24 protein-coding genes and 2 pseudogenes are annotated in these 25,917 nt (G+C 41.5%); 16 read left to right on the top strand and 10 right to left on the bottom strand.

Going from position 1 to position 25,917, the window contains the following annotated elements; genetic code table 11:
• Window positions 1-45: 45 nt before the first annotated feature.
• The 7 genes and pseudogenes from CXF80_RS11965 to gmk all read right to left on the bottom strand — a co-directional run.
• Window positions 46-138 (bottom strand): annotated as a pseudogene (locus CXF80_RS11965) (DNA-binding response regulator); the annotation flags it as partial.
• A gap of 2 nt (window positions 139-140) precedes the next feature.
• On the bottom strand, window positions 141-1,070 hold the full coding sequence (locus CXF80_RS11960; protein WP_101033076.1) for a calcium/sodium antiporter: 930 nt from the start codon (window positions 1,068-1,070) through the stop codon (window positions 141-143).
• A 142-nt stretch (window positions 1,071-1,212) separates the two neighbouring features.
• Window positions 1,213-2,868 carry an AMP-binding protein gene (locus tag CXF80_RS11955; RefSeq protein ID WP_101033075.1) on the bottom strand — a complete coding sequence of 552 codons (1,656 nt, stop codon included), beginning with the start codon at window positions 2,866-2,868 and terminating at the stop codon, window positions 1,213-1,215.
• A 233-nt stretch (window positions 2,869-3,101) separates the two neighbouring features.
• Window positions 3,102-3,485: a RidA family protein gene (locus CXF80_RS11950; RefSeq protein WP_101033074.1), complete on the bottom strand. Its 384-nt coding sequence runs from the start codon at window positions 3,483-3,485 to the stop codon at window positions 3,102-3,104.
• 28 nt (window positions 3,486-3,513) lie between these two features.
• Window positions 3,514-5,622: a bifunctional GTP diphosphokinase/guanosine-3',5'-bis pyrophosphate 3'-pyrophosphohydrolase gene (spoT, locus tag CXF80_RS11945; protein WP_101033073.1), complete on the bottom strand. Its 2,109-nt coding sequence runs from the start codon at window positions 5,620-5,622 to the stop codon at window positions 3,514-3,516.
• A 13-nt stretch (window positions 5,623-5,635) separates the two neighbouring features.
• A complete protein-coding gene (gene rpoZ, locus CXF80_RS11940) occupies window positions 5,636-5,914 on the bottom strand; it encodes a DNA-directed RNA polymerase subunit omega (RefSeq protein ID WP_011635854.1) in 279 nt (92 codons plus the stop codon).
• 61 nt (window positions 5,915-5,975) lie between these two features.
• Window positions 5,976-6,599, bottom strand: a complete 624-nt coding sequence (gmk, locus tag CXF80_RS11935) for a guanylate kinase (RefSeq protein ID WP_101033072.1) — start codon at window positions 6,597-6,599, stop codon at window positions 5,976-5,978.
• Window positions 6,600-6,938: 339 nt separating this feature from the next.
• On the opposite strand from gmk, the gene CXF80_RS11930 reads away from it, so the two are divergent.
• From CXF80_RS11930 to yjjG, 3 genes are all read left to right on the top strand, one after another.
• Entirely contained in the window at window positions 6,939-8,231 is a 1,293-nt protein-coding gene (locus CXF80_RS11930) for a DUF805 domain-containing protein (protein WP_101033071.1), read from the top strand.
• A gap of 76 nt (window positions 8,232-8,307) precedes the next feature.
• Window positions 8,308-9,378, top strand: coding sequence for an aminoglycoside phosphotransferase family protein (locus CXF80_RS11925; protein ID WP_101033070.1), 1,071 nt, complete (start codon window positions 8,308-8,310; stop codon window positions 9,376-9,378).
• 45 nt (window positions 9,379-9,423) lie between these two features.
• Window positions 9,424-10,125 (top strand): pyrimidine 5'-nucleotidase, encoded by a 702-nt coding sequence (gene yjjG, locus CXF80_RS11920; RefSeq protein WP_101033069.1) that lies wholly within the window; start codon window positions 9,424-9,426, stop codon window positions 10,123-10,125.
• Window positions 10,126-10,194: 69 nt separating this feature from the next.
• Here yjjG and CXF80_RS11915 read toward each other — a convergent pair whose 3' ends face one another.
• On the bottom strand, window positions 10,195-12,780 hold the full coding sequence (locus CXF80_RS11915) for a penicillin-binding protein 1A (RefSeq protein WP_101033068.1): 2,586 nt from the start codon (window positions 12,778-12,780) through the stop codon (window positions 10,195-10,197).
• A 185-nt stretch (window positions 12,781-12,965) separates the two neighbouring features.
• On the opposite strand from CXF80_RS11915, the gene CXF80_RS11910 reads away from it, so the two are divergent.
• The 9 genes from CXF80_RS11910 to CXF80_RS11870 all read left to right on the top strand — a co-directional run bounded on the left by CXF80_RS11910 (window position 12,966) and on the right by CXF80_RS11870 (window position 22,274).
• A complete protein-coding gene (locus CXF80_RS11910; RefSeq protein ID WP_101033067.1) occupies window positions 12,966-14,045 on the top strand; it encodes a pilus assembly protein PilM in 1,080 nt (359 codons plus the stop codon).
• Window positions 14,033-14,617 carry a PilN domain-containing protein gene (locus tag CXF80_RS11905; RefSeq protein ID WP_101033066.1) on the top strand — a complete coding sequence of 195 codons (585 nt, stop codon included), beginning with the start codon at window positions 14,033-14,035 and terminating at the stop codon, window positions 14,615-14,617. The genes CXF80_RS11910 and CXF80_RS11905 overlap by 13 nt, the downstream gene beginning before the upstream one ends.
• Entirely contained in the window at window positions 14,614-15,231 is a 618-nt protein-coding gene (locus CXF80_RS11900; protein ID WP_101033065.1) for a type 4a pilus biogenesis protein PilO, read from the top strand. Before CXF80_RS11905 ends, CXF80_RS11900 begins: the two co-directional genes overlap by 4 nt.
• A complete protein-coding gene (locus CXF80_RS11895; RefSeq protein WP_101033064.1) occupies window positions 15,231-15,749 on the top strand; it encodes a pilus assembly protein PilP in 519 nt (172 codons plus the stop codon). Before CXF80_RS11900 ends, CXF80_RS11895 begins: the two co-directional genes overlap by 1 nt.
• 21 nt (window positions 15,750-15,770) lie before the next feature.
• A complete protein-coding gene (pilQ, locus tag CXF80_RS11890; protein ID WP_101033063.1) occupies window positions 15,771-17,819 on the top strand; it encodes a type IV pilus secretin PilQ family protein in 2,049 nt (682 codons plus the stop codon).
• A 447-nt stretch (window positions 17,820-18,266) separates the two neighbouring features.
• Window positions 18,267-18,782, top strand: coding sequence for a shikimate kinase AroK (aroK, locus tag CXF80_RS11885; RefSeq protein ID WP_011635865.1), 516 nt, complete (start codon window positions 18,267-18,269; stop codon window positions 18,780-18,782).
• Between the two features lie 8 nt (window positions 18,783-18,790).
• Window positions 18,791-19,867: a 3-dehydroquinate synthase gene (gene aroB, locus CXF80_RS11880; RefSeq protein ID WP_101033062.1), complete on the top strand. Its 1,077-nt coding sequence runs from the start codon at window positions 18,791-18,793 to the stop codon at window positions 19,865-19,867.
• A 34-nt stretch (window positions 19,868-19,901) separates the two neighbouring features.
• A complete protein-coding gene (locus CXF80_RS11875) occupies window positions 19,902-21,305 on the top strand; it encodes an ATP-binding protein (protein WP_101033061.1) in 1,404 nt (467 codons plus the stop codon).
• 132 nt (window positions 21,306-21,437) lie between these two features.
• The gene (locus tag CXF80_RS11870; protein ID WP_101033060.1) at window positions 21,438-22,274 is read left to right on the top strand and encodes a Dam family site-specific DNA-(adenine-N6)-methyltransferase; all 837 of its coding nucleotides are present in this window, start codon (window positions 21,438-21,440) and stop codon (window positions 22,272-22,274) included.
• Between the two features lie 35 nt (window positions 22,275-22,309).
• On the opposite strand, the gene CXF80_RS11865 is transcribed toward CXF80_RS11870, so the two are convergent.
• Both CXF80_RS11865 and CXF80_RS11860 read right to left on the bottom strand, forming a co-directional pair.
• Entirely contained in the window at window positions 22,310-22,489 is a 180-nt protein-coding gene (locus CXF80_RS11865; RefSeq protein WP_101033059.1) for a DUF2970 domain-containing protein, read from the bottom strand.
• Window positions 22,489-22,866 (bottom strand): hypothetical protein, encoded by a 378-nt coding sequence (locus CXF80_RS11860; protein WP_101033058.1) that lies wholly within the window; start codon window positions 22,864-22,866, stop codon window positions 22,489-22,491. The genes CXF80_RS11865 and CXF80_RS11860 overlap by 1 nt, the downstream gene beginning before the upstream one ends.
• Before the next feature lie 271 nt (window positions 22,867-23,137).
• On the opposite strand from CXF80_RS11860, the gene rpe reads away from it, so the two are divergent.
• The 4 genes and pseudogenes from rpe to CXF80_RS11840 all read left to right on the top strand — a co-directional run.
• A complete protein-coding gene (gene rpe / locus CXF80_RS11855) occupies window positions 23,138-23,809 on the top strand; it encodes a ribulose-phosphate 3-epimerase (protein ID WP_101033057.1) in 672 nt (223 codons plus the stop codon).
• A gap of 29 nt (window positions 23,810-23,838) precedes the next feature.
• Window positions 23,839-24,528 (top strand): phosphoglycolate phosphatase, encoded by a 690-nt coding sequence (locus CXF80_RS11850; RefSeq protein ID WP_101033056.1) that lies wholly within the window; start codon window positions 23,839-23,841, stop codon window positions 24,526-24,528.
• Between the two features lie 41 nt (window positions 24,529-24,569).
• Complete coding sequence (gene trpS, locus CXF80_RS11845; protein WP_101033055.1) at window positions 24,570-25,568, top strand: tryptophan--tRNA ligase; 999 nt, start codon at window positions 24,570-24,572, stop codon at window positions 25,566-25,568.
• 100 nt (window positions 25,569-25,668) lie between these two features.
• A pseudogene (locus CXF80_RS11840) lies at window positions 25,669-25,899 on the top strand (DMT family transporter); the annotation flags it as partial.
• Between the last annotated feature and the right edge of the window lie 18 nt (window positions 25,900-25,917).

The following is a 25,917-nucleotide window of genomic DNA, read 5'->3' as shown; positions in this document are numbered from 1 at the left end:
GGTATCTTAGCAGACTTTCAATACAAGGCAATATTAAGCCGCTAATTATAACCAACCCTTTTGTTTGGCGATTCTGGCGGCGTCAATTCGGTTGCTAGCATTGAGTTTATTAATCGCTTCTGACAAATAGTTTCGTAAAATTACCCAACCTGCATGACTAAGTAACTGGTGTAACCTAAGTAACCCGCTAGAAGCACTACACCTTCACGGCGACCAATACGTAAGCCGCTCCAAGCAAACGGTAATACCATGAAAGCAAAGATCAGCATGGCGATAAAATCGATTTGGTTAAATCCGGCAGCGGAGACAGGGTGGATTAACGCAGTTGCGCCTAAAATACCGAGCACATTGAAAATGTTTGATCCAACCACATTACCGATGGCAATGTCACTTTGACCTTTCAGTGCAGCCATCACCGAGGTGACAAGTTCTGGCATGCTGGTGCCAATCGCCACAATAGTTAAGCCGATGATGACTTCGCTAATGCCAAATTGCTTGGCTAAATCCACAGCACCATTAACAAATAATATGCCACCACCGACCAGCATAGCGATACCTATAATAATTAATGCTATTGATAACCCTGGGTGTTGAGGGCTGGCATCAAGATCCAGATCTTCGGGATTATTTTTGGCGCTGACATAACTAAACACTAAATAGCCAACAAGTGCACTGAATAAAATGGCACCGTCGATAAAGCTCACTTCACCATCAAGCAGTAAAAACCACATTAATACCGATGCGCAAATCATGATAGGGATGTCGCGCTTAACCATTTGAGATTGCACTGTAATAGGGCGAATAAGGGCGGTAATAGCTAAAATTAAGCCGATATTGACAATATTGGACCCCACCACATTGCCTAAAGCAATTCCCGGGTTGCCTGCTAATGCCGATTTTACACTTACCGCCAATTCAGGGGCGCTAGTACCAAATGCTACAATAGTTAAGCCAATAATCAGTGGTGCAATGCCTAAACGAAGCGCTACAGCACTGGCTCCGCGCACAAGAGCTTCTGCACCAAAGGTTAAAATGATAAAACCGCCGATAATGGTTAACGCAATGAACATGAGAGTCTCTGCCTAAGTAAGGGTGTGTAACAACATTGTTAACATTGAATAGTTGATGGGGCGTATATTGACAGAATATGTCAAAAAAATACACGCATATTGCGTGTATTTTTTTTAAGATAGTTAATCATTTAGCGGGTGATTACAATTCGTCTTCCCAACGTACTTTAGCACCGCGGACACCTTCTACTTTGGCGCTAAATGCTTTTTCCAGAACGTGACGTTTAATTTTTAACGTCGGCGTTAATACGTCGCTCTCAATGGTCCAGTCATCATTTACGATTATAATGGCATCAATATTTTCATGTGACTCAAGCTTGGGATTAATACTGTCGAGGCTCTCTTTTAATGAGGTTCTTACTTCCTCGCGCGGCTGTAATTTTGAACCTTCAGAAAGCTGCACCAAAGCGATAGGGTGCGGTAAGCCAGAACCAATAACACAAATCAACTCAATATGTGAATCTTGAGCCAATTTACGTTCAATAGGTACCGGTGAAACATATTTGCCTTTTGAGGTTTTAAAGTTGTCTTTAACGCGGCCAGTGATGTCAATGTAACCGTCTTCGTCGATTTCACACAAATCGCCAGTGAGAAAAAAGCCGTCTTCGGTAAATGCTGCAGCGGTAGCGGCTTCTTGCAGGTAATAGCCACTCATTAAGCCTGGGCTTTTGACTAATAACTCACCTTGTTCAGTTTGACGCACTAAGCATCCTTCAACCGGACGGCCAACCGTGCCGATTTTTTTGGCATTGAATGGGTAATTGATTATCGAGTAAGCACAGTTTTCGGTCATACCCCACGCTTCACAAATATCAATGCCGATGCTGTTATACCATTGCAGTAATGATGGTGGGATAGGCGCTGAACCTGAGCCGTTCAAGCGTGATTGATCTAAACCCAAACCTTTTTTTATTTTTCGCTTAACGATACTGCTAATAATGGGCAATTTCAGTAATGTGTTGAGTTTTTTGACGCCAATTTTATTGATGATATTTAATTGAAATACCGTCCATAAGCGCGGCACGGAGAAAAATATCGTTGGACGACAACGCTGAATATCATCAACAAATGAGTCGAGGCTTTCTACAAAAGAAATCGTTGCTCCAGAATAGAATGATGAACCTTCTATCGCCACACGTTCAGTAATGTGTGCCAGAGGTAAGTAAGATAATAGTCGGTCAGTCGTATTGGTTTGTAAATCACGAATGACCGCTTCACAGGCCCAACAATAGCTGGTAAAGGTTTGTATCACGCCTTTGGGTTTGCCGGTTGACCCCGAAGTATAAATGAGCGTCATGACTTGATCAGCCGTTGGCAGCTGCTCGTCAACAAGCGGCTGACCCAGCGTTAACAGTTGCTGCCAATGATATTGAGCTGGCATAGTGTCATAAGGCATGGCTAAGCGGAGAATGTCACCGCCCACAGCCGCTTCTTGTTCAGCCCAATGATCGAGCTTGCCGGTAAAGATGGCTTTGGCACCGCTATGTTCAAGTATATAGCGAATGGTTTCAGCATTCGCGGTTGGATAAACCGGTACACTAATGTAACCACCGTACATTAATGCTAAATCGACAATAAACCACTCGGCGCAGTTTTTAGACAGTACAGCAACCTTGTCGCCACGTTCTAGACCTAAATGACGCAGTGAACCTGCAATTTGTTGCATTTTTTGTTGAACTTCACGCCAGGTGAAATCCACATACTTACCGTCAATTGGCTGGCGAAGGTAAACTTTATCGCCTTGTGTATCAACCCAATGAGACAACATCTCAACCGGCGTTTTAATTAAATTTTCCATAGACGCTTCCATAGTTCTTTATTGTTATTGTGGGTCTTTATAAACTTATTATGGCTATTTTTGTGCGCTGGCGCAAACAATTGCACACTATGTGTGCAAGGTAACATTATCAACACGTTAGCAGGATCTGCTGAATTAACAATAGGTATTGAGTAAATACTCTACAATAGGGGGGCCCACAGATAATAAAAAAGGCGCTCTAGGCGCCTTTAAACAATATTATACCGTTGAGCTTAGATTTCCATTATTCCGTCCATTTCAACCAATGACCCTTTTGGTAACGCTTTGATGCCAATAGCGGCACGAGCAGGGTAAGGCTGTTGAAAATAACGGCTCATAATTTCATTAACTGTGGCGAAATGAGACAGATCGGTCAGGAAGATATTTAACTTAACGATATCACTCATTTTTCCGCCTGCAGCTTCGCATACCGCAGATAAATTTTCGAAAACTTGAACGACTTGTTCAGCAAAATCATCGCTTACCATGGTCATGGTTTTTGGATCTAATGGAATTTGACCTGAAAGATAAACGGTACTGCCGACTTTAACGGCTTGTGAGTAAGTGCCAATTGCTTGCGGGGCTTTGTCGGTTGCAATGATAATTTTTTCAGCCATGTTGTGTTCTCTTTATTGTGATCAGTGACTAGCGATTACGCGAGGTGCGTAATACTTCAGGTAAAACGCGTATCCTGCGCATTACGTTGGCAAGATGGACACGATCTTTAACTGAAATACGTAAATTAATCAAATACACTCGGCCATCACGCTCTTCGGTACTGAGATTGTGAATATTTGACCCAGCTGAAGCGATAATCGAGGTGATTTTAGCCAGCGCACCTTGATGGTTAACAATTTCGACGCGCAGATTAGCTTGGTACTCTGCGCCTTCTACGTTGTCCCAATGCACTGATATGTACTTATCAGGCTCGCCTTGATAGCCACGAATATTGGCACAGCTTTCCATGTGAACCACTAAACCTTTGCCTGGACTCACATGGGCAATGACGGCATCGCCAGGGATAGGGCGACAACAATTAGCGTAGGTCACCAACATACCTTCAGCGCCACGAATTGGCATCTGCAAGGTTTCTTTATTATGATCGTGAGCGTCTAGCTGTTGGCCTAATAAACGTTGGGCAATCACAATACTCATGGCATTACCTAAGCCAATATCGGCCAGTAATGAGTCCAGCGAAGTATGTTTGGTTTCTTTAATCACTTTTTCAAGTAAATCGGCTGGAATATTCTCAAGTTTAGTATCACCCAAGGCATGGTTTAACAAACGCTTACCTAATGCAATGGCGTTATCACCTTTAAGGCTCTTCAATACTTGCCTAATTTTACCACGAGCTTTACCGGTGACCACAAAGTTTAACCATGCAGCATTAGGACGAGCGCCTTTAGCGGTAATAATTTCAACCGTTTGCCCAGAGATCAGTGGCTGGCTCAGAGGATAAGCTTGGCGATTGACTCTCGCCCCCACGCAGGTATTACCCACATCAGTATGCACTTCGTAGGCAAAGTCGACAGCTGTGGCATTAACCGGCAATTCTAAAATACGGCCTTCTGGGGTAAACACATAAATTTCTTCAGGAAATAGCTCTGTTTTAACGTTTTCAACAAATTCAAATGAGCTGCTGGCGCTTTGCTGCAATTCCAGCAAACTTTGCATCCATCGGTGAGCACGAACTTGAGAGGTACTTTGCTGAGCCGAATCAATCTTATTTTTATACATCCAATGTGCAGCGACACCTTTGTCGGCCATTTGATCCATTTCTTCAGTGCGAATTTGCACTTCAACAGGAACCGCATGAGGACCAAATAATGATGTGTGCAATGATTGATAACCGTTGGCTTTTGGAATAGCGATATAATCTTTAAAACGTCCAGGGCGCGGCTTGTATAATCCGTGCATAGCGCCTAAAACGCGATAACAGGTATCGATAGAGTCAACAATAACGCGGAACGCATAGATATCCATGACCTCTTGAAATTGCAGTTCTTTACTGCGCATTTTTCGATAAATCGAGTAGAGGTTTTTTTCACGGCCTTTAACTTTTGTGGGTATTCCAGCCTCTTCAAGGCGTTTTTCAATAGCAACTTCAATACTATTAATCAGTTCTTTACGATTACCCCTGGCCGCTTTGACAACATCGCGGATCACTCTATGGCGCATAGGGTAATAGGCTTGAAAACCTAAGTCTTCAAGTTCGATTTTGATATTGTGAATACCTAATCGATTAGCAATTGGGGCGTAGATTTCTAGGGTTTCACGAGCAATACGACGGCGTTTATCAGGGCGCAGTGCGCCTAAAGTACGCATGTTGTGGGTTCGATCAGCCAATTTGATGAGGATCACTCGAATATCTTGAGTCATTGCCATCATCATTTTACGGAAGTTTTCCGCTTGGGCTTCTTTTCTATCACGAAACTTGATTTTATCAAGCTTTGATACACCTTCCACGAGTTCTGCAACAGCAACACCAAATAACTCAGAGAGTTCTTCTTTGGTGACAGGAGTATCTTCGATGGTGTCATGAAGTAAGGCAGCCATAAGCGACTCATGATCGAGACGCATGTCTGCCAAGATGCGGCTAACCGCAACGGGATGGGTAATGTAAGGCTCGCCACTTGTGCGCATTTGCCCTTCGTGGGCATCACGCGCAACCAAATAGGCCTGCTTGAGTAATTCTACTTGATCCGGCTCTAAATAGCTGGATGCTGACTCTTTTAGACCTTCAAACAGATACAAGTGGCGCTACTCCTTATAAAACGCGGCCTTCTGCAATGGCTGCGACAGCGGCAATTTCAGCTGCTTCACGTTCACGAACAGTTTGGCGCTCATCAGCATCTAAAGTATTTGAGGTGACTAAACCTAATTCGATTTCACGTAATGCGACAACCGTTGGTTTATCATTCATCTCATCAACCATAGGTTCTTTACCTTGGACGGCGATTTGGCGTGCACGACGCGCTGCAACCAGGATCATATCAAAACGGTTGCCGATTTTGTTTACGGCGTCTTCTACAGTTACGCGAGCCATGTGTTGAAACTCCAGTGTTATCTATTGGGAAAAAAGGACGCAAAATTGTACACTATGACAATTAATCTGCCAAGAGATCAGTAATCATATCATTGTGGGCATACTGCTGACTAGCACAGGTTAATCGTTGACTGCGGATAATGGCGCTTAAATCGACCAATGCGTCATCAAAATCATCATTTACAATCACAAAGTCATATTGAGCGTAATGTGACATTTCAGAAACGGCTTGTGCCATACGTGAATCAATCACTTGTTGACTGTCTTGGCCTCGACCGGTTAAACGGCGTTCAAGCTCGGACTTAGACGGCGGTAAAATAAACACCCCTAATGCCGTTTTCATCAATTTTTTAACTTGCTCTGCGCCTTGCCAATCAATATCAAGAAATACATCGATACCTTTATCTAAGGTTTGTTCGATGACGCGCTTGGAGGTGCCATAAAAATTGCCAAAGACTTCGGCCCATTCAAGAAAGGCATTTTGGTCAATTAATGCTTTAAATTGCTCAATAGTCACGAAATGATAATGCTGTCCATCGACTTCGCCAAGGCGAGGTTTACGGGTCGTATGTGACACAGAAACCTGTTTATCGCTGGGTTTATCTTTTAATAGTGCTGATATAAGTGATGATTTACCTGCGCCACTAGGGGCTGACACAATAAAAAGATTTCCACGAGTGCTCATAAATAAGGTTGCTCATCCGATTATTCATTAAGAAAGCTTAACATTATACTCGTTAACAGTAGGGTTATGCTAGCGCAATCATAGAGATTGCTGATGAGTCTTATCGCGATAAGATGGATAAAAGTGACTTACAAAAGTAGGAATAAAAAAGTAATCCAAAATCTAGCTTGGGTCTGGCTTTATAAGATAAATTCTGTAGGCTTTGGGCTATTAATAGCGGTTGTCGATTTTGATGATAACAACAATCCTTTAACCTTGTAATAGCGGTGTAGAATCACCGACGATTTCTGTTATGTAGCCAGCTGTTTTGATTTTTTTGTAAATTAATAGGAATGATTGATGTTTGTAAAACCCCTACTGTGCCGAGATGGTCGTGACACAGGCTTAAGGTTAATGATAATTATATTAGCAGCATTTTTGTTGTTAACTGTCGCTGCTATCGTATTCCCGGCGAGTGTAATTAATTGGGTTGTGACGCTAACGATAATGCCTATTGTTGGTTTGTCTGCTGTTCGTCGCCTAAATGACGTCAATAAATCGATTAAATTGGCGATGGTTTGTGTCGTTCCTGTGGGCCTTTTTGGCATATTGACTTACTTTATGGCGCCTTTGGGCGCACTCGCAGGAGTGTTTTTGTTTGGCCTAGCTTGTGGTGGCTATTTGGCCTTTATGCCGGCTAAAAGTAAGATTAATTATGTGCAAGGCTATAATGGACCCAGTATGGTGCCAGTATCTTTTGCGGGCTCGGTACATCACCGACAAGAACCGGTAATGAAAAGGCGGGTTATGCCTGTTCATACTATGCCAGAGAGTACATTTTCATCAACAGAGTTAACGGATGATGAAGTGAACTTTACGGGTTCGGTTGAGCCAGATTCTTTCGAGACAGAAAAATATCAATTAAATGATGATGTGGTGCAGCAGGCAAGTTCCGAGCAAACTGACGCACACATGGACCATGACGTTGATGAGAAAATGGAGGATGATCAAGTGAGATCATTTTCTACATCATCTGCTCGCAGTAATCAGCCTCTTTATGTTGATCAGGATGCATTGCATTCAGGGTCGATTACCGAGCTTGCAAAATCTTGGCTTAATGTGGCCAAGTTACATCAGCAAAAGCTTATTTTAATCGGAAAAATTACTGCTGCCATTGTCGCTGCCGGTTTGGTTGTATATTTAGTTTCCGCCTTGATCAGTGTTTTTTCTGGCGAGGCGACAGAACAAACTGACCATGCTGATGAGATGATCAATCAACAACAAGCCAGTAGTCGACAAATGATTAAACTGCCGGATGGGTTTTGGTTAGTACTAGACGGCGATGTTCTGATTGTACGCTGGTTAGGGGATCGCGGTGATGCTAGACGCTTGTGGCATTTAGCCAGCGCCATAGGCGATAAAACCTGCGCCAACCTTGAATTTAATGATGGTAGTCGTTATCGACCACTCACGGTTGATCGGTTACAGGACAGTGCCACTGAAGCCAGATTTACGCCGCTGGATAAAGATGCCATTGTCAATAATGTCGCGCTTAAAGGTAGCTTTAAGTTGTGTGGTTATGAATTTAGCTTAAAGGGCAGCCAAGCAACATTAATGCAAAACCCTCAATTTGAAATGATACTAAGCCAGTAACCATTAGGGAGATAATCAGACAGTAGAGCTCTGTCGGTTATCTTTGGCTATGATAAAGATGAGTTTGGAGTTGTGATTGGTTAATTTTATCCGCAAAAATGTATTGTCTCAGTTTGGTTTTAGGGGCGAGCATAGTACGCTTCATCCACTGGGTAATGGCCATATTAATCAGACTTTTTTGGTGAATGATAACGCTAAAACGATGGTCTTGCAGCGTATCAATACCCAAATATTTACCGATCCTAAGGTGATGATTCAAAATGCCAGCAATATTAGTCAGCATTTACTCACTAAGCGTCAACAGCAGCAATATCCATTGCAAGTGGTGAGTCCAATAGCCACCGTTTCAGGTGCACTTTACTTAGATTTAGGTGAGCAAGGGTTTTGGCGAGCAATAGATTACTTGCCCCATAGCGATACGATTGAAGTGGTTGATACTCCCGAACAAGCCATGCTGGCCGCCGCAGCTTTTGGCCATTTTGCCGCGGCGATGAGTGATTTAACCCCCAATGACATTATCGATGTTATTCCCAACTTTTTGAATTTACCCCAGCGTATCACTCAATTGCATGAAGCAATGGTTAATGATGTCAACGGTCGATTAGTTCAGTGTAAAAAATGGCCAGACTTGTGCTTAGCACAAACGGATTTATTAGCAGAATTAGTACAATATGAAGCTGCCTTACCGCTAAGGATTTGTCACAATGATACTAAAATCAATAATATGCTGTTTGATAGTCGAGATATGTCTAGTCTGGCTATTATTGATTTAGATACCTGCATGAAAGGGTATTTGATGTATGACTTTGGTGATATGGTGCGGGCTTTTTGTTCCCCTGAGCCGGAAGACTCGACTGACTTAGGCAATGTGTATGCACGACCTGAGATCATTATTGCTGCGGCAAACGCGTATATAGCGTCTCTCGCTGGCATCATTACCCCGCTTGAAAAGCGCAGTTTATGGCTAGGAACTAAAGTGATGCCGTTAATGCTTGGGGTACGATTTTTAACTGATTATTTAAATGGTGATGTTTATTTTGGGATCAAGCACCAAAACCATAATCTTGATCGCGCGATAAATCAGCTAACTATTTATCAAAGTCTACTGAGGCAAGAAGCTGCGTTAAAGTCATTATTTAACGCTTAGCTGCCATAGTTAACCATTTATTTGAACGAAATAAGGATCTCATTGATGTTAAATATGCTCAATAAATATAAATGGATTTTATTTGATGCTGACGAAACGTTATTTCATTTCGATGATTTTGCGGGATTGAAATTAATGTTCTCTCGATTTAATATTGATTTTAACACCGAAAACTTTGCTGTTTATCAGCAGGTCAACAAACCACTATGGGTTGAATACCAAAATGGTGTAATTAGTGCTGCGCATTTACAACACACTCGGTTTCATGACTGGGCGACAAAGTTGTCTGTTACCCCGCAACATCTAAACAGTCAATTTCTGGCGGCAATGGCCGATATTTGTCAGCCATTACCCGGTGCCCGGGAATTGATTGACTCATTAAATGGTAGGGTCAAGCTTGGTATCATTACTAATGGTTTTACCGAGTTACAAAATATCCGCTTGAGTCGCACAGGCTTTCAAGGTGCCTTTAATCCTGTGGTTATCTCTGAACAACTGGGTAAAGCAAAACCTGATGTGGCTATTTTTCATCATGCGTTTGGCTTAATGGGGGAGCCGGAGAAGCATCAAGTACTCATGGTCGGTGATAACCTACATTCTGATATTTTAGGCGGTATCAATGCCGGTATCGACACCTGTTGGTTAAATCATCATGATGCACCTGTGACTAATAATATCTCTCCAAGCTATCAGGTCCGTAATTTAGCTGAACTACATCAATTATTGCTGCCCGATGCCACTCAATAGTTGGTCAGTTCAGACATAAAAAAGCCATTCGACTGAATGGCTTTTTTTATCCGCTTATTTTAAAGGGTGTTATTGAAATAAATCTTCAGCAACATTGTCGATAAAGATATCACCACTTTGCGGTGTTTCGGTGACATATTCTTTGGGTTCTGTACCTTCAACAAAATACTCAAACTGTGTGGTGTGGTCTGTCTTACGTGTTAATTTACCCGTGGCTAAATCAATACGTGCAGAGACAATCCCCTTCGGTGGAATAACCGGCGCTTCCGGGCTACCCGCGAGGGCTTTATTCATAAAGTCATTCCAGCCAGGACCTGCTGTTTTCGCCCCTGCTTCACCACCCGATATTTGATCGGGGTCGCCATTGGCCACCCAGCTTGAGCGACCGAGTTGACGACCAAAATCATCAAAACCAACCCAGAAGGTCGCGGTAAGTGTAGGATTAAAACCACTGAACCAAGTATCTCGAGACTCGTTAGTTGTTCCTGTTTTACCCGCAATATCATGACGTCTAATTAATTTAGACGCTCGCCATGCTGTACCATTCCATCCCGTACCTTGGCTCCAGTCACCGCCGCCCCAAATAACGCTCTTTAACGCTTCAGTGATCAAAAATGCCGTTTGTTCAGAAATGATCCGCTTAGCAAAGCGAGCTTGTGGGTTACTGCAAATATTTTGTTCAGCAGTCAGTAAATCGACCTCAGTTTCTTCGTCTAATGTATCTGCTGATGGGCCAACTGCTTGTTGAGATAGCTCTTCAGCCATCGCAGCAAATGGGTCATCAATAGCCACTGGTTCTACAACAGAGGGCTCTGGTTTACTGCATGCAATAGTCGGTATGGTTTGTTCAATAATGTTGTCGTATGAGTCGGTCACGTGATCGATATAATAAGATTCAACTAAATAACCGCCATTAGCAAAGCTATTAAATGCCGTGGCAACTTGTAATGGTGTCACTGACGGCGACCCTAACGCTAACGATTCATTTCGAGGTAAATCACTCGGATCAAAACCAAACTTCACCAGCTCTTTTATGGTGTCGTCTAAACCGGTATGTCGCATCGCTCTGACCGACATAACGTTAATCGACTGAGCTAAGCCGACACGTAAGCGTGTTGGTCCACCATAAACATCGGGTGAGTTTTTAGGGCGCCACGCTGTGCCCTGACGGGTATCAGGTTTGTTAATCGGTGCATTATTAATGAGCGTCGCCAAGGTGTAGTCTTTTTCTAATGCCGCAGCATAAATAAAAGGCTTAATATTGGAACCTAATTGGCGTTTAGCTTGGGTTACCCGATTGAATTGACTTTTGCGAAAGCTAAATCCACCCACGAGGGTTTTGATTGCGCCGTCATGAGGTTCAAGTGAGACGGTTGCACTCGATACTATTGGGATTTGTGACAATTGCCAATGCTTACCATTATGGCGGATCCACACTTGTTGGCCGGCGGTGAGTATATCGGCTGCTTGCTTTGGTGGTAAGGTTTGACGTTTATCGGAGATAAACTTACGAGCCCATTTTAAGCCTTTCCATTCAAGTGTAATCAGTTCGCCTTTGTCATCTATCACCTGTGCTTGTTGATCTTTTACGCTCAGCACTGCTGCAGGCATAATGCTTTGCATTGAAGATGTGCGTTTTAAAATAGCGACAATTTCATCGTTATTTAGCGGCGTATCCGTCCATAATTCCGTAACCGGACCACGGTAACCATGGCGTTGGTCATAAGCAAAAACGTTATCTCTTAATGACTCTTGAGCCATCAATTGTAAATCCGATGATATTGTAGTGTAGACATTGTAACCGTTGGTATAGGCTGCTTCTTCACCGTATTTTTGGGTCATATATTCACGCGCCATTTCCGAAATATACGGAGCGTATAAATCAATTTCAGCACCATGGTATTTTGCGCTAGAAGGGCTATTGATTGCCGCTTGATATTCTGCTTGAGTAATATTGCGTTTCTCGAGCATACGGCTTAATACCCAGTTACGACGTGATATAGCTCGTTCTTGGTTTCTAACGGGATTGGCTGCAGATGGGGCTTGAGGTAGACCCGCAATCATTGCCATCTCTGGCAGTGTAAGCTGACTAAGTTCTTTGCCATAATAGACTTGAGCAGCAGCACCCACACCATAGGCGCGGTTGCCTAAAAAAGAGCGATTTAAATAAAGTGTTAAAATTTCTTTTTTGGATAGCGCCTTTTCAATTTTTAGCGCGAGGAATATTTCTTTGATTTTACGAATGTATGTTTTTTCGTTGGTTAAGAAAAATCCTCGGGCAACCTGTTGGGTAATCGTACTTGCCCCTTGACTCTTCTCACCTGTCGTTATCAAGATGATTGCTGCGCGGATAATACCAATCGGATCAATACCGTTATGCTCAAAAAAACGTGCATCTTCGGTGTCGAGTACCGCATTGATTAACTGAACGGGCACCTCTTCATACTCTACAGGTATGCGGCGTTTCTCACCAAATTGAGAAATAAGTTTGCCATCGCGGCTATAAATACGCAGCGGAGTTTGTAATTGTACCGTCTTTAGCGAATTAACATCGGGTAAATCAGGCAACACATAAAAGTAAGCGGCTGCTATAGCAGCAACTCCCAGTAGTGATAGGCTAAAAAATGCAATTAATAAACGTTTAAACCATTTCACTCGATAATTCCAGAAAATTACAAATAGTGGCGCTAGTATATAAGCGGGAGAGTTTTTGGTGAAGTAAAACATGAAATAAGTAAATAGTATTTGTAAAATGTTGAAACATCTTATACAAATACTTTTAACGAGTTGATTATGTGCTAATCTCTTAGAAAATAAGAATAGAATTGTGATGACGGACTATGATTTCTAAATTGTGGAAGCGTCAAGCACCTCAAATGGTCGGGATTGATATTGGGTCTCATGAAATAAAAGCCATTTTGTTGAGCAAGACTGCCGATGGATATAAAATTCAAAACCATATGGCCGTTCCTGTTAGAAAGGGAGCGGTTGTTGACCATGATATTCGTGATTCTGAAGCGGTACTTGAATCACTGAGGCAAATAAGACGAGGTTTACCTAAATCGGTCAAATTTGCAGCAGTCGCTGTTTCAGGTTCCGCTGTTATGACTAAAGTCATCTATATGGATGCCGCGTTGAATGAAGAGGAAATGGAAGCTCAAATTGAAATTGAAGCTGACAACCTTATTCCTTATTCGCTTGATGAAGTCAGCATTGATTTTGAACGTCTTAGCCCGAATATCACCGATCCAACCAAAGTTAATGTGTTACTGAGCGCATGCCGTACAGAAAACATTGATTCACGCTTGGACGCTTTAGATTCTGTTGATCTGGTTGTCAAAGTTGTTGATGTGGAAGCTTATGCCTTAGGGCGCTCTGCAGAATTAATTTATGGTCAGTTACCTGATGGTGCTAAAGATAAATCCATCGCCATGATTGATATTGGTGCCAATATGACCACATTCTCTGTGGTTGAAAATGGTGACACTACGTTTATACGTGAGCAAGCCTTTGGCGGTGAGTTATTCACTCAATCAATTATGTCATTTTATGGAATGCCTCATGACGAGGCTGAACAAGCTAAGATCTCTAGTCAATTACCGCGTAATTATATGTTCGAAGTCTTATCACCATATCAGACACAATTGTTACAGCAAATTAAACGAACGTTACAAATATACTGTACTGCCAGTGGACGTGAAAAAGTTGACTATATCGTTTTGTGTGGTGGTACCGCTAAGTTAGAAGGAATGGTTGAACTACTCGGTAACGAGTTAGGCACCCATACCATTATTGCAGATCCTTTCCAAGGTTGTTTACATGCAGATGATGTTATGAAAAGTCAGCTTCAACCTAATATAAGTAAATATATGCTGGCATGTGGTCTTGCGCTAAGGAGTTATGCTCAATGGCGAACATAAATTTATTACCTTGGCGTGAAGAAGCTAGAGAGAAGCAAAAACGCGACTTTATTGGCATTCTAGCGTTAGTTTTTTTAGTGACATCATTAGTTATATATTTATTTCTGGGTTTTCTGGAGGTTGTCACTGATGACCAACGTCAACGCAATGCATATTTAGCAGCGGAAATTAGCTTACTTGATACCCAAATTGCAGAAATTAGAAAAATTACCGAACGTAAAAAAGACATTGAACGTCGAACTGAAATAATTCTCAACTTACAACAATCGCGTAATTTACCTACTCATGTTTTAGATGAATTAGTCCGTATGGTGCCGCCTGGTATTTATCTCTCAAGTATAGAGAAAAAGGGTAGCGTGTTATTAATCGAAGGACGCAGCGAATCGAATAATAATGTCGCTAATATGATGAGAAAGGTTAAAACCTCTGGTTATCTTAACGATCCAAGTATGCAATCGATTGTGACGCAAAATGAAGAGTTAAGGCAATTACAGCGCTTTAAATTACGTGTCACTATTCGTGATGATTCACAAATAACCAATGCTGATGCGAACCAAGGAGCGAGAAAATGAATCTCGACCTAGATCAATTTAATGATATCGATTTTGAAAATATCGGTGGTTGGCCCAAGCTGGTAAAAGTTGTATTTGCTGTGTTTTTGTCTGTGTGTGTTATCGGTGCCAGTTATTATTTGTTTATTTCAGACTCGATTGATGTGATAAAAGTCGAACAGCAGAAAGAAATCCAACTACGTGAAGATTTTGAAACTAAATATCGTTTAGCTGCTAATCTAAAACTGTATCGAGAACAACTAGATATAATGGAAGTGCAGTTTGCCGAGTTGCTTAAAATGCTGCCTTCTGAAAATGAAATGCCAGGTTTATTAGATGATTTAACGTTTGTTGCCACTGACGCGGGCCTTAGAATTAACAGTCTAGATTGGGATGATGAAATCGAACGTGATTTTTATATTGAATTTCCAATAAAGATGTCAGTAGTCGGTGATTATCATCAGATGGGTAATATGGTCAGTGGTGTTGCAAAATTACCTCGAATTGTCAGTCTGCATGACTTTATAATAAAGCAGAATGATGCCGGTGGATTATCTATGGATATTCTCGCCAAAACCTATCGCTTTAAAGAAGGGGCTGAATTATCGCAACAGGCCAATAAGGAGCAGAAATAATGAAGTTTTTGCTTTTATTGTTATCAATGGTGTTTTTATTGAGTGGTTGTATCGGTGATCGCAGCGATTTAGAGTTATTTGTTACTACTACAAAGGCGCAACACGTTGCACGTATACCGCCATTGAAGCAAACACCTAAGTTTGAACATTTTGCTTATCAAGCTGAATTGATGCGCAGTCCGTTTGTTCCACCGTCGAGGGAATTGACTGAAGAGGTGATTGATACATCTAAAGATTGTTTACAGCCAGACTTAAAGCGTCGCAAAGGTCGTTTAGAAACCTATGCATTAGACATTTTAAGAATGCGTGGAACATTGAGTGAAGAGAGTACTATTTGGGCTTTAATAGAATCTAGTGATGGCAATGTTTATCGTATGGGTGTAGGTGAATATTTAGGGCTTTATCATGGACGAATTGCTAAAGTAACGACGCAATTTATCGAAATTATAGAATTAATCCCTGATGGTTCAGGTTGCTGGACTGAAAGAACCAGCAATTTAGAATTATCAGGAAAATAACGTGCGAAGGATGAGTGAATAATGGAATCTTCTGCCGCGATGAAAAAAGCAATAACAAAGTTATTATTTTTTAGAGCGCTCTTAGGCGCAGTTTTATTAATGGGTCTAGTACCCAATGCGATAGCTGCTAATCGTCTTATGGACGTCAAATATCATTCAATGGTTGATCACCAATTAGAATTAGAGTTGATTTTTGAATCATCAATAGTGTCACCGTCTGTTGATTTATCGGCAGACCCGGCAGAAATTATGTTGATGTTCTCTGACACTATTTCTAATTTAAATAAAAACAAAATTCCGGTAAATGCTGTTGGTGTAAAAGAAGTAAATACACAACAACAAGGTGGCAATTTACAAATCATTGTCGCCATGAATAAAGTGAAGCCATATCAAGGTAAAATTGTTGATAATAGTTATCGATTAACCATAAATGATGATGTTTCCGGTCCAGTAGAAGCAAACAATCCATTTGTTAATGCTATTAGCAGTATTGATTTTCGCCGCAATAAAACCGGTGGTGGAGAAATATTATTTAATCTTAGCAATCGTTCTGTCGCGGCGAATGTAGAGCAAGTCGGTTCAAAGCTTGAAATAAAACTCTATAACACAGATATTGGCAATGATTTACTTTACGTCATGGATGTTCAAGACTTTGCCACACCAGTGAATAGTTTTGAAACATTTAAAGATGATTTGACCACCCGTATCTTGGTCGATGTTGACGGTAACTATGACTATAACTATCGCCAAGACGGCAATGTATTTAAAGTTAGCGTAGACAAAGTCGAACGAGTCTCTGTTGCTAAAGAGGCTAAAAAATATAATGGTCGTTCATTGTCACTAAACTTCCAAAACATAGCGGTTCGTACCGTGTTGCAAATTATTGCTGATTATAACAACTTTAACCTTGTGACAAGCGATACGGTTGAAGGTGATATTACCTTGCGTTTAGACGATGTGCCTTGGGATCAAGCATTAGACCTTATTTTACAAACTAAAGGTCTAGATAAACGCATTGAAGGCAATATTTTAATGGTGGCACCGAGTGAAGAGCTTGCCATTCGTGAAAGTAATGACTTGAAAAACCGACAAGAAGTCAAAGAATTAGCACCGCTATATTCTGAATTCTTACAAATAAACTACGCCAAAGCTGTTGATATATCGGAGTTACTTAAAACCACCGATTCAACCTTATTATCATCTCGAGGCAGTGTTGCCGTAGATGAACGTACAAATACGCTATTGGTAAAAGATACGGCTGAGATTTTAGAAAACGTACACCGCTTGATTGAAGTATTAGATATCCCCATTAAACAAGTGCTAATTGAAGCACGTATGGTGACAGTTAAAGATGATGTGTCTGAAGATCTAGGTATTCGCTGGGGCATAACAGATCAGCAGGGTTCTAAAGGCACTTCTGGTACTATTGGCGGTGCAACCAGTATTGCCAATGGTCTTATTCCAAGCATTGATGATCGCCTTAACGTGAATCTACCGGCTGCGGCAAGTTCGGCTACTAGTATTGCTTTTCATGTGGCTAAATTGGCTGACGGTACCGTACTCGATTTAGAGTTAAGTGCATTAGAACAAGAAAACAAAGGTGAAATTATTGCCAGCCCACGTATTACCACTTCTAACCAGAAGTCGGCATACATTGAGCAGGGTGTTGAAATTCCCTATGTTGAGTCTGCATCAAGTGGTGCAACAACCGTGACCTTTAAGAAGGCCGTGCTATCGCTTCGTGTTACACCGCAAATCACCCCAGATGACCGGGTAATCCTAGATCTTGAAATTACCCAAGATTCTCAAGGAACAACGGTTGCTACAGCAACGGGTGAAGCGGTTGCAATTGATACTCAGCGTATTGGTACTCAGGTACTGGTCGATAATGGTGAGACTATCGTATTAGGTGGTATTTATCAGCAAAACTTGATTAGCCGTGTGAGTAAGGTTCCTGTGTTGGGTGATATACCGCTAGTGGGGTTCTTATTTAGAAATTCAACCGACACAAATGAGCGCCAAGAGCTGTTAATTTTTGTAACCCCTAAGATTGTTGCTGACAAACGCTAGTTTCTTTCGCCAATAACAACACTAAAAAGCCAGCTATTTAACCGCTGGCTTTTTTATGGCGGTTATTTTTGCGGCGATAATGATCAAACTCGTTAAATATATCATCACTACACGTCACTCCAGTTTGTCAAATTAGCATTTTAAGTGGCAATAATGGCGACCTCATTAAAGTATGATAGTATATGCCTCAATTAGATTGTGTCGTGCCAATCCATGTATAATCTTTGCATTAACAAACATTTAATCGCAAATATTATATATTTTTTTGGATTTTTAGTATCAGTGACATAATAAAATCATGATAAATAGCTGTGATGACTTGCAAGCGGTAGCCCTTAACTGAGATAATCCTTCGTCAAGTCTCAATAGAGCAAGGTTAAATTATAGGTCGGCTTGAAGTTTAAGTCGATAAGGCATTCTTCCATATAAGATTCAGACGTATACGCAATGGCTGAAAAACGCAATATTTTTCTGGTAGGCCCTATGGGCGCAGGTAAAAGCACAATTGGTCGCCATCTGGCGCAAATGCTGCATTTAGATTTCCACGATTCAGATCACGAGATTGAACAACGTACCGGTGCAGATATTGCCTGGGTGTTTGATGTTGAAGGTGAGGAGGGTTTCCGTCGTCGTGAAGCTCAAGTCATTGGTGATCTTTCAGAAAGGCAAGGTATCGTTCTCGCGACAGGTGGTGGTTCTGTTCAGAGTAAAGATATCCGCAATTATCTTTCTGCTCGAGGTATAGTGGTTTACTTAGAAACAACAATCGACAAGCAAGTTGCGCGTACTCAGCGTGATAAGCGTCGCCCGTTGTTACAAGTAGATGATCCACGTGAAGTGCTCGAAAGCTTAGCGGAAATTCGTAATCCTTTATATGAGGAAATTGCGGATGTTATCGTTAAAACTGATGAGCAAAGCGCGAAGATCGTCGCAAACCAAATTATCGAGCAACTCGGCTTTTAGGTAACAACATGCAACAGATCCAGGTTCAATTAGGTGATAGAAGTTACCCCATTTATATTGGCCAGGATTTGATGAATGATAGCGAGCTATTTGCTCGCTACCTAACAAACAAAAAAGCCTTAATTGTCTCAAATGACACCATTGCTCCGTTGTATCTTCAACAGATACAACTAGCGATGAGCGCTTGCGCGCGTATTGAAACTGTTATTTTGCCTGATGGCGAAAAATTTAAAGATTTACAGCATCTAGATTATATTTTTACTGGATTACTTGAGCATAACTTTGCCCGAGATTCAGTATTAGTTGCGCTAGGTGGTGGTGTTGTTGGTGATATGACTGGTTTCGCGGCAGCGTGTTATCAGCGTGGTATTGATTTTATTCAAGTGCCGACAACATTATTGTCCCAAGTTGATTCCTCTGTCGGTGGTAAAACGGCAGTAAATCATCCACTTGGGAAAAATATGATTGGCGCATTTTATCAACCAAAATCTGTGATTATCGATACGCTTTGCTTACAGACATTACCCGCAAATGAGTTTGCCGCAGGTATGGCTGAAGTGATTAAGTACGGTATTATTTGGGATGCGGACTTTTTTCAATGGCTTGAAGCTAATGTCGATGCATTAAAATCGCTCCAGACTGATGCGTTAAACTATGCCATTGCAAAATGTTGCCAGATTAAAGCTGATGTTGTCGCGCAAGATGAAACTGAACAAGGTGTTAGAGCATTATTAAACCTTGGGCATACCTTTGGGCATGCTATCGAAGCTGAAATGGGCTACGGTGTCTGGTTACATGGCGAAGCAGTAGCTGCTGGTACCGTTCTTGCTGCACAAACAGCCTGTAAACTTAATCTATTAGATGATCAAAGTGTTGAGCGTATTCGTCAGTTGATGCAAGCGTTTGATTTACCTATAACGGCTCCCGAGTCGATGGGTTTTGAGCATTTTATTAAGCATATGCGCCGTGATAAAAAAGTCTTAGGTGGTAAAATTCGTTTAGTATTACCTACGGGTATAGGCCAAGCTGATCTCTTTAGTGAAGTAGGTGAAGACTTACTGAAACAGGTTATTAGCTGCTTATAACTATGCTACATATTCATTATAGTGTGGTGAATCATTGACGACTCCAGGACTATTGTTACTCCCCACTCAAGAAGCGCTAGTTCAGCGTTTGCAGCATATTGCTAGTTATGGTGAACAGTTGTTGGTTATTTGCGGTGACAAGGGGTCGGGTAAATCTACACTGACAGCCGCATTAGCAAGTGAACTGGACGACTATAATTGCGCATTAATCATTTGTCCTCAACACGCAGATAGCGCTGAAATTCGTCGAAAAATTCTGGTCCAATTAATATCCGCCCCTATTTTTGATGATGAACGTCCTTTAATGGACACTGTGCTTAGGATCCAATCTAGTCTAACAAAGCCGCTGCACATCATTATTGATGATGCCGATTTATTGCCTAAAGATATTTGGGCTGAATGCATTTTGCTGAGTCAAATCCATTGTGCAGGAAAACCTGTTGCAGTAACCGTGACCGTCACGCCCAGTTTTTGGTATACCTTAGTCGCTGAGTTAACTGATGATATACGCGCTAGATTGCTACCCGTCACTATTGAACCTTTATCGGTGCCCGAGCGCGATGGCCTTTATCAGAGTTTATTGCTCCGCAGCGAGCAAGCGCCGTTTATTCCACGTGAAATTATTCATAAACAACTAGAGAAACAGCAGGGTACGCCAGCTGAAGTTGTTCAATTATTAGCGTTAGCATTAGAAGAACCACAAACAGAGAAACCATCTTGGTCTCTGTCAGTTAAGCTGTTTGTAATTTTGGCTGTTATCTCGGTTTTTGTTGCCATTGGGGCAGCGGTTAATAGTCAATTACCTGTGCCGATTTCAACATCATTAGCACCAACATTGACAGCAGAGCAATCAATCGTACGTGTAAAAGCACAGCAATATGTCGCTCATTTTGCCGACACGACACTGAGTGCTTATTTTGCCAAAAGGCAATTGGCACTCACTAAGTCTACTGCAAATAAACAAGCTCTCGTGTTATTTGACAAGCAAATGGCTGCAGATACCTCGCTGGGTGAGCGTAATCTCTCTGACGTTAATGACAACACCGCTCCAGACAATCACAGTGATGTAACGGTGAGTTCATCTATAAAGGGATTATCTTTTCAAGGTAAATTGCCAAAAGCACAGATCCAGGCAGTCGTTCAGCCCAGTGATATTGTTGAGAATGATAATAACCCAAATTTGAAAGTACAAGGTTTCACTTTGCAGCTAGCAAGCGTTAATGACAAAGCATCACTCGCGCCTATTTTAGCTAAAATGGCACAAGAGCCACAGGTTTACGTTATGAGTTACCAGCAACGCTATGTTTTATTATTAGGTGATTTCGATACCGTAACGGTTGCAAACTTAAAAGCTAAAAGTCTTCAGACACAATATTCATTAGCTGCTCCATGGGTTAGAAAGTGGGCAGATTTGAGTGATTATAAGCGACAAGATTAACCGCATCATATTCAGTTATAGCTAATTCAATAATATGAAAAAACAACATAATTAATCTACTTTATCCGATGATAATTGTCGCTAAACAGCGTACACTTATCAGCTTTAATTTTGCTGGTATAATTCCTATTCATGATAAAAAAGCATAGAGCCTTTCTAAAATGGGCAGGTGGTAAATACAAGCTCGTTGATGAGCTAGCAAAACACCTTCCTACAGGAAACCGACTTATTGAGCCTTTCGTTGGGGCGGGATCGGTATTTCTCAATACTCAGTTTGATGACTACTTGTTGTGTGACATTAATCAAGACTTAATCAATCTATACCAAATTGTTCAGCAACAGCCTGATGCCTACATTGAAGCGGCAAAAGCTATGTTTGTCGATGAGATGAATGATAAAGATGCCTACTACCGTATTCGTGCTGAATTTAATCTCTGCAGTGACCCTTTTATTCGGTCGGTATATTTTCTGTACATGAATCGTCATGGTTTTAATGGTTTATGTCGATATAACCGCAAAGGTGGTTTTAACGTGCCGTTTGGTTCGTACAAAAAACCATACTTTCCAGAAGCTGAAATTCGTTATTTCTCATTAAAAGCGCAACAAGCGACGTTTAAATGTATCAGTTATGAACAAGCCTTTTATATGGCGAATTGCGGAGATGTCATTTATTGTGATCCGCCTTATGCACCATTATCGACAACCGCCAGCTTTACTACCTATGTAGGTCCGGGGTTTAGTCTAGACGATCAAGCATTACTTGCCCGTCATTCTCGGCTCATTGCCCATGAACGCAATATTCCGGTATTGATCAGTAACCATGATATTCCGTTAACACGAGAGTTGTATCGTGGCGCATCTTGTTCAACCATTTCGGTGCAACGTAACATTAGCCCAAAAGGCAGTTCACGCAAGAAAGTTGACGAAATTATGGCGTTATACGATCATCATTATCGTGAAGAAGAGTAGTACTGCCGGGATGAGAATATAACAACCGCAGGTGGTTAACTTAATACCTGATTCACGATCAGCATTAATGAAATAACCAAGGCTATAGCTAAGATAATTCCCATGATGATAAAGGGTAACGGGGATTGATTTTTGAAGTCTTTTTGGCGGTTCTGCTCTGTCTGAACGCCAAAAAAGGCCGCGACAGTGCTACTAAAAACTCGCCAAAGTGACATTAGCGCGATATCTGATTTGGGCTGCCTGAGGTAGGCATATCATTTAAAGGCTTATCTTTGTGGCCGTGGATCAATTCAAGTAAATCAATAAAGTGAAATTGGCTTGAGCGGCTATTACCCGTTACCCAATTACCCCAACTGACATCATCTGATTGCTCAGCACAACGATTTGTAGGGTGACTACTTGGCAAACTAGTATTGTAGCTTGTGGTGCTATCGCATACGCAGGCTTTACTATTAGCAGAATTAGCTTCGGTGGTGAGTAAAATTTGGCTTAACAATAATGCCAACCCCGACGTTGCAAACACAGCAAAAACAGATGCTGGCAATAATTTGCCATCACGCCCTGAAAGCTTGCGTAGTAAGTGCTTAACCATAAAAGGTGTCCTATCCGTGGTATAAACTCGATTGATGCTACAACAGTTATTAAATCTACTATTAGATCCCTAAGATAACAACATTTTTCATTATAGCAAAGTCGCTTAGTTATTGAACAGTGGTTTCTATTTAAAGAATAGCAAATCCGCCTTATGGTCTAGTTTTTGACTAAATTCTATATTAGATAGTGGTTATTTCCCTTTTGTGACTAGAGGCTTGCGGCCGCAAAGGGTAAAATGTCATCACTTTGATCTGCCAATAGAGAAGATTATGCGCCCATTTTTAATTGCACCATCGATTTTGTCCGCCGATTTTTCCCGTTTAGGTGACGATGTTAAAGCCGTATTAGATGCAGGTTCAGACGTTGTTCACTTCGACGTAATGGATAATCACTATGTTCCTAATCTAACCATCGGCCCAATGGTATGTACGGCGTTACGTAAATACGGTATTACTGCTGATATTGATGTGCATTTAATGGTAAAACCCGTTGATCGTATTATTCCTGATTTTGCTGCCGCCGGCGCTTCAATTATCACTTTTCATCCAGAAGCATCTGAACATATAGATCGCACCCTACAGCTGATTAAAGAATCTGGTTGTAAGGCCGGATTAGTCTTTAATCCTGGCACTCCACTGCATTATTTAGATCATGTTATGGATAAGCTCGATGTCATTTTATTGATGTCGGTTAACCCTGGTTTTGGTGGTCAGTCATTTATTCCCCATACCTTAGATAAACTTCGTCAAGTTCGGGCGCGCATTGATGCCAGTGGTTTTGATATTCGCTTACAAGTGGATGGTGGCGTGAAGGTCGATAATATTGCTGAAATTGCTGCCGCAGGTGCAGATATGTTTGTAGCCGGTTCGGCCATTTTCAATCAACCAGATTATAAAGTGGTTGTTGATCAAATGCGTGCTGAACTCGCTTCGGTATCATAATTTTTTTTAAAGACTTAATGGGACTTTACATGATGCAATGGTCAAAAATTCGCGCAATTGCTTTTGATTTAGATGGTACATTAATTGATAGCGTACCTGACTTAGCCGCAGCAACCAATGCGACTTTAGCGCAAAGCCAATATCCGCCAGTGACAGAAGCACTGGTGCGCAGTTGGGTCGGTAATGGTGCTCAAGTATTAATGCAACGCGCGTTAAGTTATGTGTCTGCGATGCCGGAGGATGCCCCAGCACTACAGGCATTACTTGAGCAAACCATGCCTCAATTTATGCATCATTATGGCGAGCATTTACAGAAGCATAGCCTTTTGTATCCTGGAGTATCAGCCACATTACAAAAGTTAAAACAAGCCGGTTTCAAACTTGCTATCGTCACCAATAAACCTCACGGTTTTACGGTGTCATTATTAACCGCTTTTGGTCTCGATGGCTTGTTTTGTGAAGTACTCGGTGGTGATTCATTGGCAAAAATGAAACCAGATCCAATGCCGTTGCAACATCTGCTTAAGCTATGGCAGTTAGATGAATCACATTTACTGATGGTAGGTGATTCAAAGAATGATATTTTAGCGGCTAAAGCTGCCAACGTTATGTCTATTGGCTTGACCTATGGCTACAACTACGGCGAAGATATTAGCCTAAGCAATCCCCATGCGGTATGCGAAAATTTTGCTGATATAGAGCAATACTTACTTTCATAATAATGTGAAATTTAAAAAGATAATCTGGAGCAATAAAACACATGACCAAACCCATAGTATTCAGCGGTGCACAGCCATCAGGCGAATTAACCATAGGTAATTATATGGGCGCACTTCGTCAATGGGTTGCCATGCAAGAGAGTCATGATTGCCTATATTGTGTTGTTGATTTACATGCCATTACGGTTCGCCAAGATCCTAAAGCATTGCGAGAAGCCTGCTTGGACACGTTAGCACTGTATCTTGCTTGTGGTGTTGACCCTAAAAAAAGCACTGTGTTTATTCAATCGCAAGTACCGCAGCATACTCAGCTCAGTTGGGCACTAAATTGTTACACCCAAATGGGTGAGTTAAACCGCATGACCCAGTTTAAAGATAAGTCGTTAAAGCATGCCAATAACATTAACGTTGGGCTTTATGATTATCCGGTATTAATGGCGGCGGACATTTTACTTTATCAAGCCAATGAAATCCCTGTTGGTCAAGATCAGAAACAACACTTAGAACTGACACGTGATATTGCCACTCGTTTTAATAATGCTTATGGCGACACTTTTACCATCCCAGAACCGTTCATTCCTGAACATGGTGCTAAGGTGATGTCGTTGCAAGAGCCGCTTAAAAAGATGTCTAAATCGGATGATAATCGTAATAACGTGATCGGTTTGCTTGAAGATCCTAAAGTGATTTTAAAGAAAATAAAAAAAGCCATGACCGACAGCGAAGAGCCGCCAGTAGTGCGTTTTGACCTGGAGCAAAAGCCAGGGGTGTCTAATCTGCTCAGTTTAATGTCAGGCTGCACGGGTCAGTCAATTGCGTCTTTAGAAGCTGAGTTTGAAGGCAAAATGTATGGTCATTTGAAAGTGGCTACAGGCGAAGCTGTTGTTGGTATGCTTGAGCCATTGCAAGCGCGCTTTAAAGAGTATCGTGCTGACGAGGCATTCTTACACCAGGTCATGGCTGAAGGCGCAGAGAAAGCCCAAGCGCGTGCTGCAGTGACCCTTAAGAATGTGTATGAAAAAATTGGTCTTATTGTCTAAGTCATCAGCCAATTTTACCTTTAAGCCAGCAATTTGCTGGCTTATTTTTTGTTTGTTTTTTTGCTTATTGATCCCATCTCTTAACCTGAAAAATAATGCCTATCAGTGGTTTTGTGCGTTGGCCTATCGCCAAGCACAAGCCAGTCAAATCGTGGTGGCGGAATATACCGGATTATTGTTTTGTGTTTTCTTCGGCTGGTTGTTTTTTGATGAATGGCTCGATGGGTTAAGTTGGATAGGGGCTGGTTTTATTGTATTGCCGTCGCTGATTATCCCTTGGATACAAGCGAAAAGAGGCCAAAAAAAATTCATCGAGCAAAATGCAGGATGAATTTTTTAATCGCTATAA

The sequence above is a fragment of the Shewanella sp. Actino-trap-3 genome, from assembly GCF_002836275.1.
Classification (GTDB): Bacteria; Pseudomonadota; Gammaproteobacteria; order Enterobacterales; family Shewanellaceae; genus Shewanella; species Shewanella psychromarinicola.
The sequence above is the reverse complement of the archived record's forward strand: the minus strand, read 5'-3'. Positions and strand labels throughout refer to the sequence as shown.

What these genes read in the sequence shown, in the direction of transcription:
- CXF80_RS11960 (WP_101033076.1), bottom strand. Translation starts at nt 1,070, where the DNA reads ATGTTCATTGCGTTAACCATTATCGGCGGTTTTATCATTTTAACCTTT.
- CXF80_RS11955 (WP_101033075.1), bottom strand. Translation starts at nt 2,868, where the DNA reads ATGGAAAATTTAATTAAAACGCCGGTTGAGATGTTGTCTCATTGGGTT.
- CXF80_RS11950 (WP_101033074.1), bottom strand. Translation starts at nt 3,485, where the DNA reads ATGGCTGAAAAAATTATCATTGCAACCGACAAAGCCCCGCAAGCAATT.
- rpoZ (WP_011635854.1), bottom strand. Translation starts at nt 5,914, where the DNA reads ATGGCTCGCGTAACTGTAGAAGACGCCGTAAACAAAATCGGCAACCGT.
- gmk (WP_101033072.1), bottom strand. Translation starts at nt 6,599, where the DNA reads ATGAGCACTCGTGGAAATCTTTTTATTGTGTCAGCCCCTAGTGGCGCA.
- CXF80_RS11930 (WP_101033071.1), top strand. Translation starts at nt 6,939, where the DNA reads ATGTTTGTAAAACCCCTACTGTGCCGAGATGGTCGTGACACAGGCTTA.
- yjjG (WP_101033069.1), top strand. Translation starts at nt 9,424, where the DNA reads ATGTTAAATATGCTCAATAAATATAAATGGATTTTATTTGATGCTGAC.
- CXF80_RS11910 (WP_101033067.1), top strand. Translation starts at nt 12,966, where the DNA reads ATGATTTCTAAATTGTGGAAGCGTCAAGCACCTCAAATGGTCGGGATT.
- CXF80_RS11905 (WP_101033066.1), top strand. Translation starts at nt 14,033, where the DNA reads ATGGCGAACATAAATTTATTACCTTGGCGTGAAGAAGCTAGAGAGAAG.
- CXF80_RS11900 (WP_101033065.1), top strand. Translation starts at nt 14,614, where the DNA reads ATGAATCTCGACCTAGATCAATTTAATGATATCGATTTTGAAAATATC.
- CXF80_RS11895 (WP_101033064.1), top strand. Translation starts at nt 15,231, where the DNA reads ATGAAGTTTTTGCTTTTATTGTTATCAATGGTGTTTTTATTGAGTGGT.
- pilQ (WP_101033063.1), top strand. Translation starts at nt 15,771, where the DNA reads ATGGAATCTTCTGCCGCGATGAAAAAAGCAATAACAAAGTTATTATTT.
- aroK (WP_011635865.1), top strand. Translation starts at nt 18,267, where the DNA reads ATGGCTGAAAAACGCAATATTTTTCTGGTAGGCCCTATGGGCGCAGGT.
- aroB (WP_101033062.1), top strand. Translation starts at nt 18,791, where the DNA reads ATGCAACAGATCCAGGTTCAATTAGGTGATAGAAGTTACCCCATTTAT.
- CXF80_RS11870 (WP_101033060.1), top strand. Translation starts at nt 21,438, where the DNA reads ATGATAAAAAAGCATAGAGCCTTTCTAAAATGGGCAGGTGGTAAATAC.
- CXF80_RS11865 (WP_101033059.1), bottom strand. Translation starts at nt 22,489, where the DNA reads ATGTCACTTTGGCGAGTTTTTAGTAGCACTGTCGCGGCCTTTTTTGGC.
- CXF80_RS11860 (WP_101033058.1), bottom strand. Translation starts at nt 22,866, where the DNA reads ATGGTTAAGCACTTACTACGCAAGCTTTCAGGGCGTGATGGCAAATTA.
- rpe (WP_101033057.1), top strand. Translation starts at nt 23,138, where the DNA reads ATGCGCCCATTTTTAATTGCACCATCGATTTTGTCCGCCGATTTTTCC.
- CXF80_RS11850 (WP_101033056.1), top strand. Translation starts at nt 23,839, where the DNA reads ATGATGCAATGGTCAAAAATTCGCGCAATTGCTTTTGATTTAGATGGT.
- trpS (WP_101033055.1), top strand. Translation starts at nt 24,570, where the DNA reads ATGACCAAACCCATAGTATTCAGCGGTGCACAGCCATCAGGCGAATTA.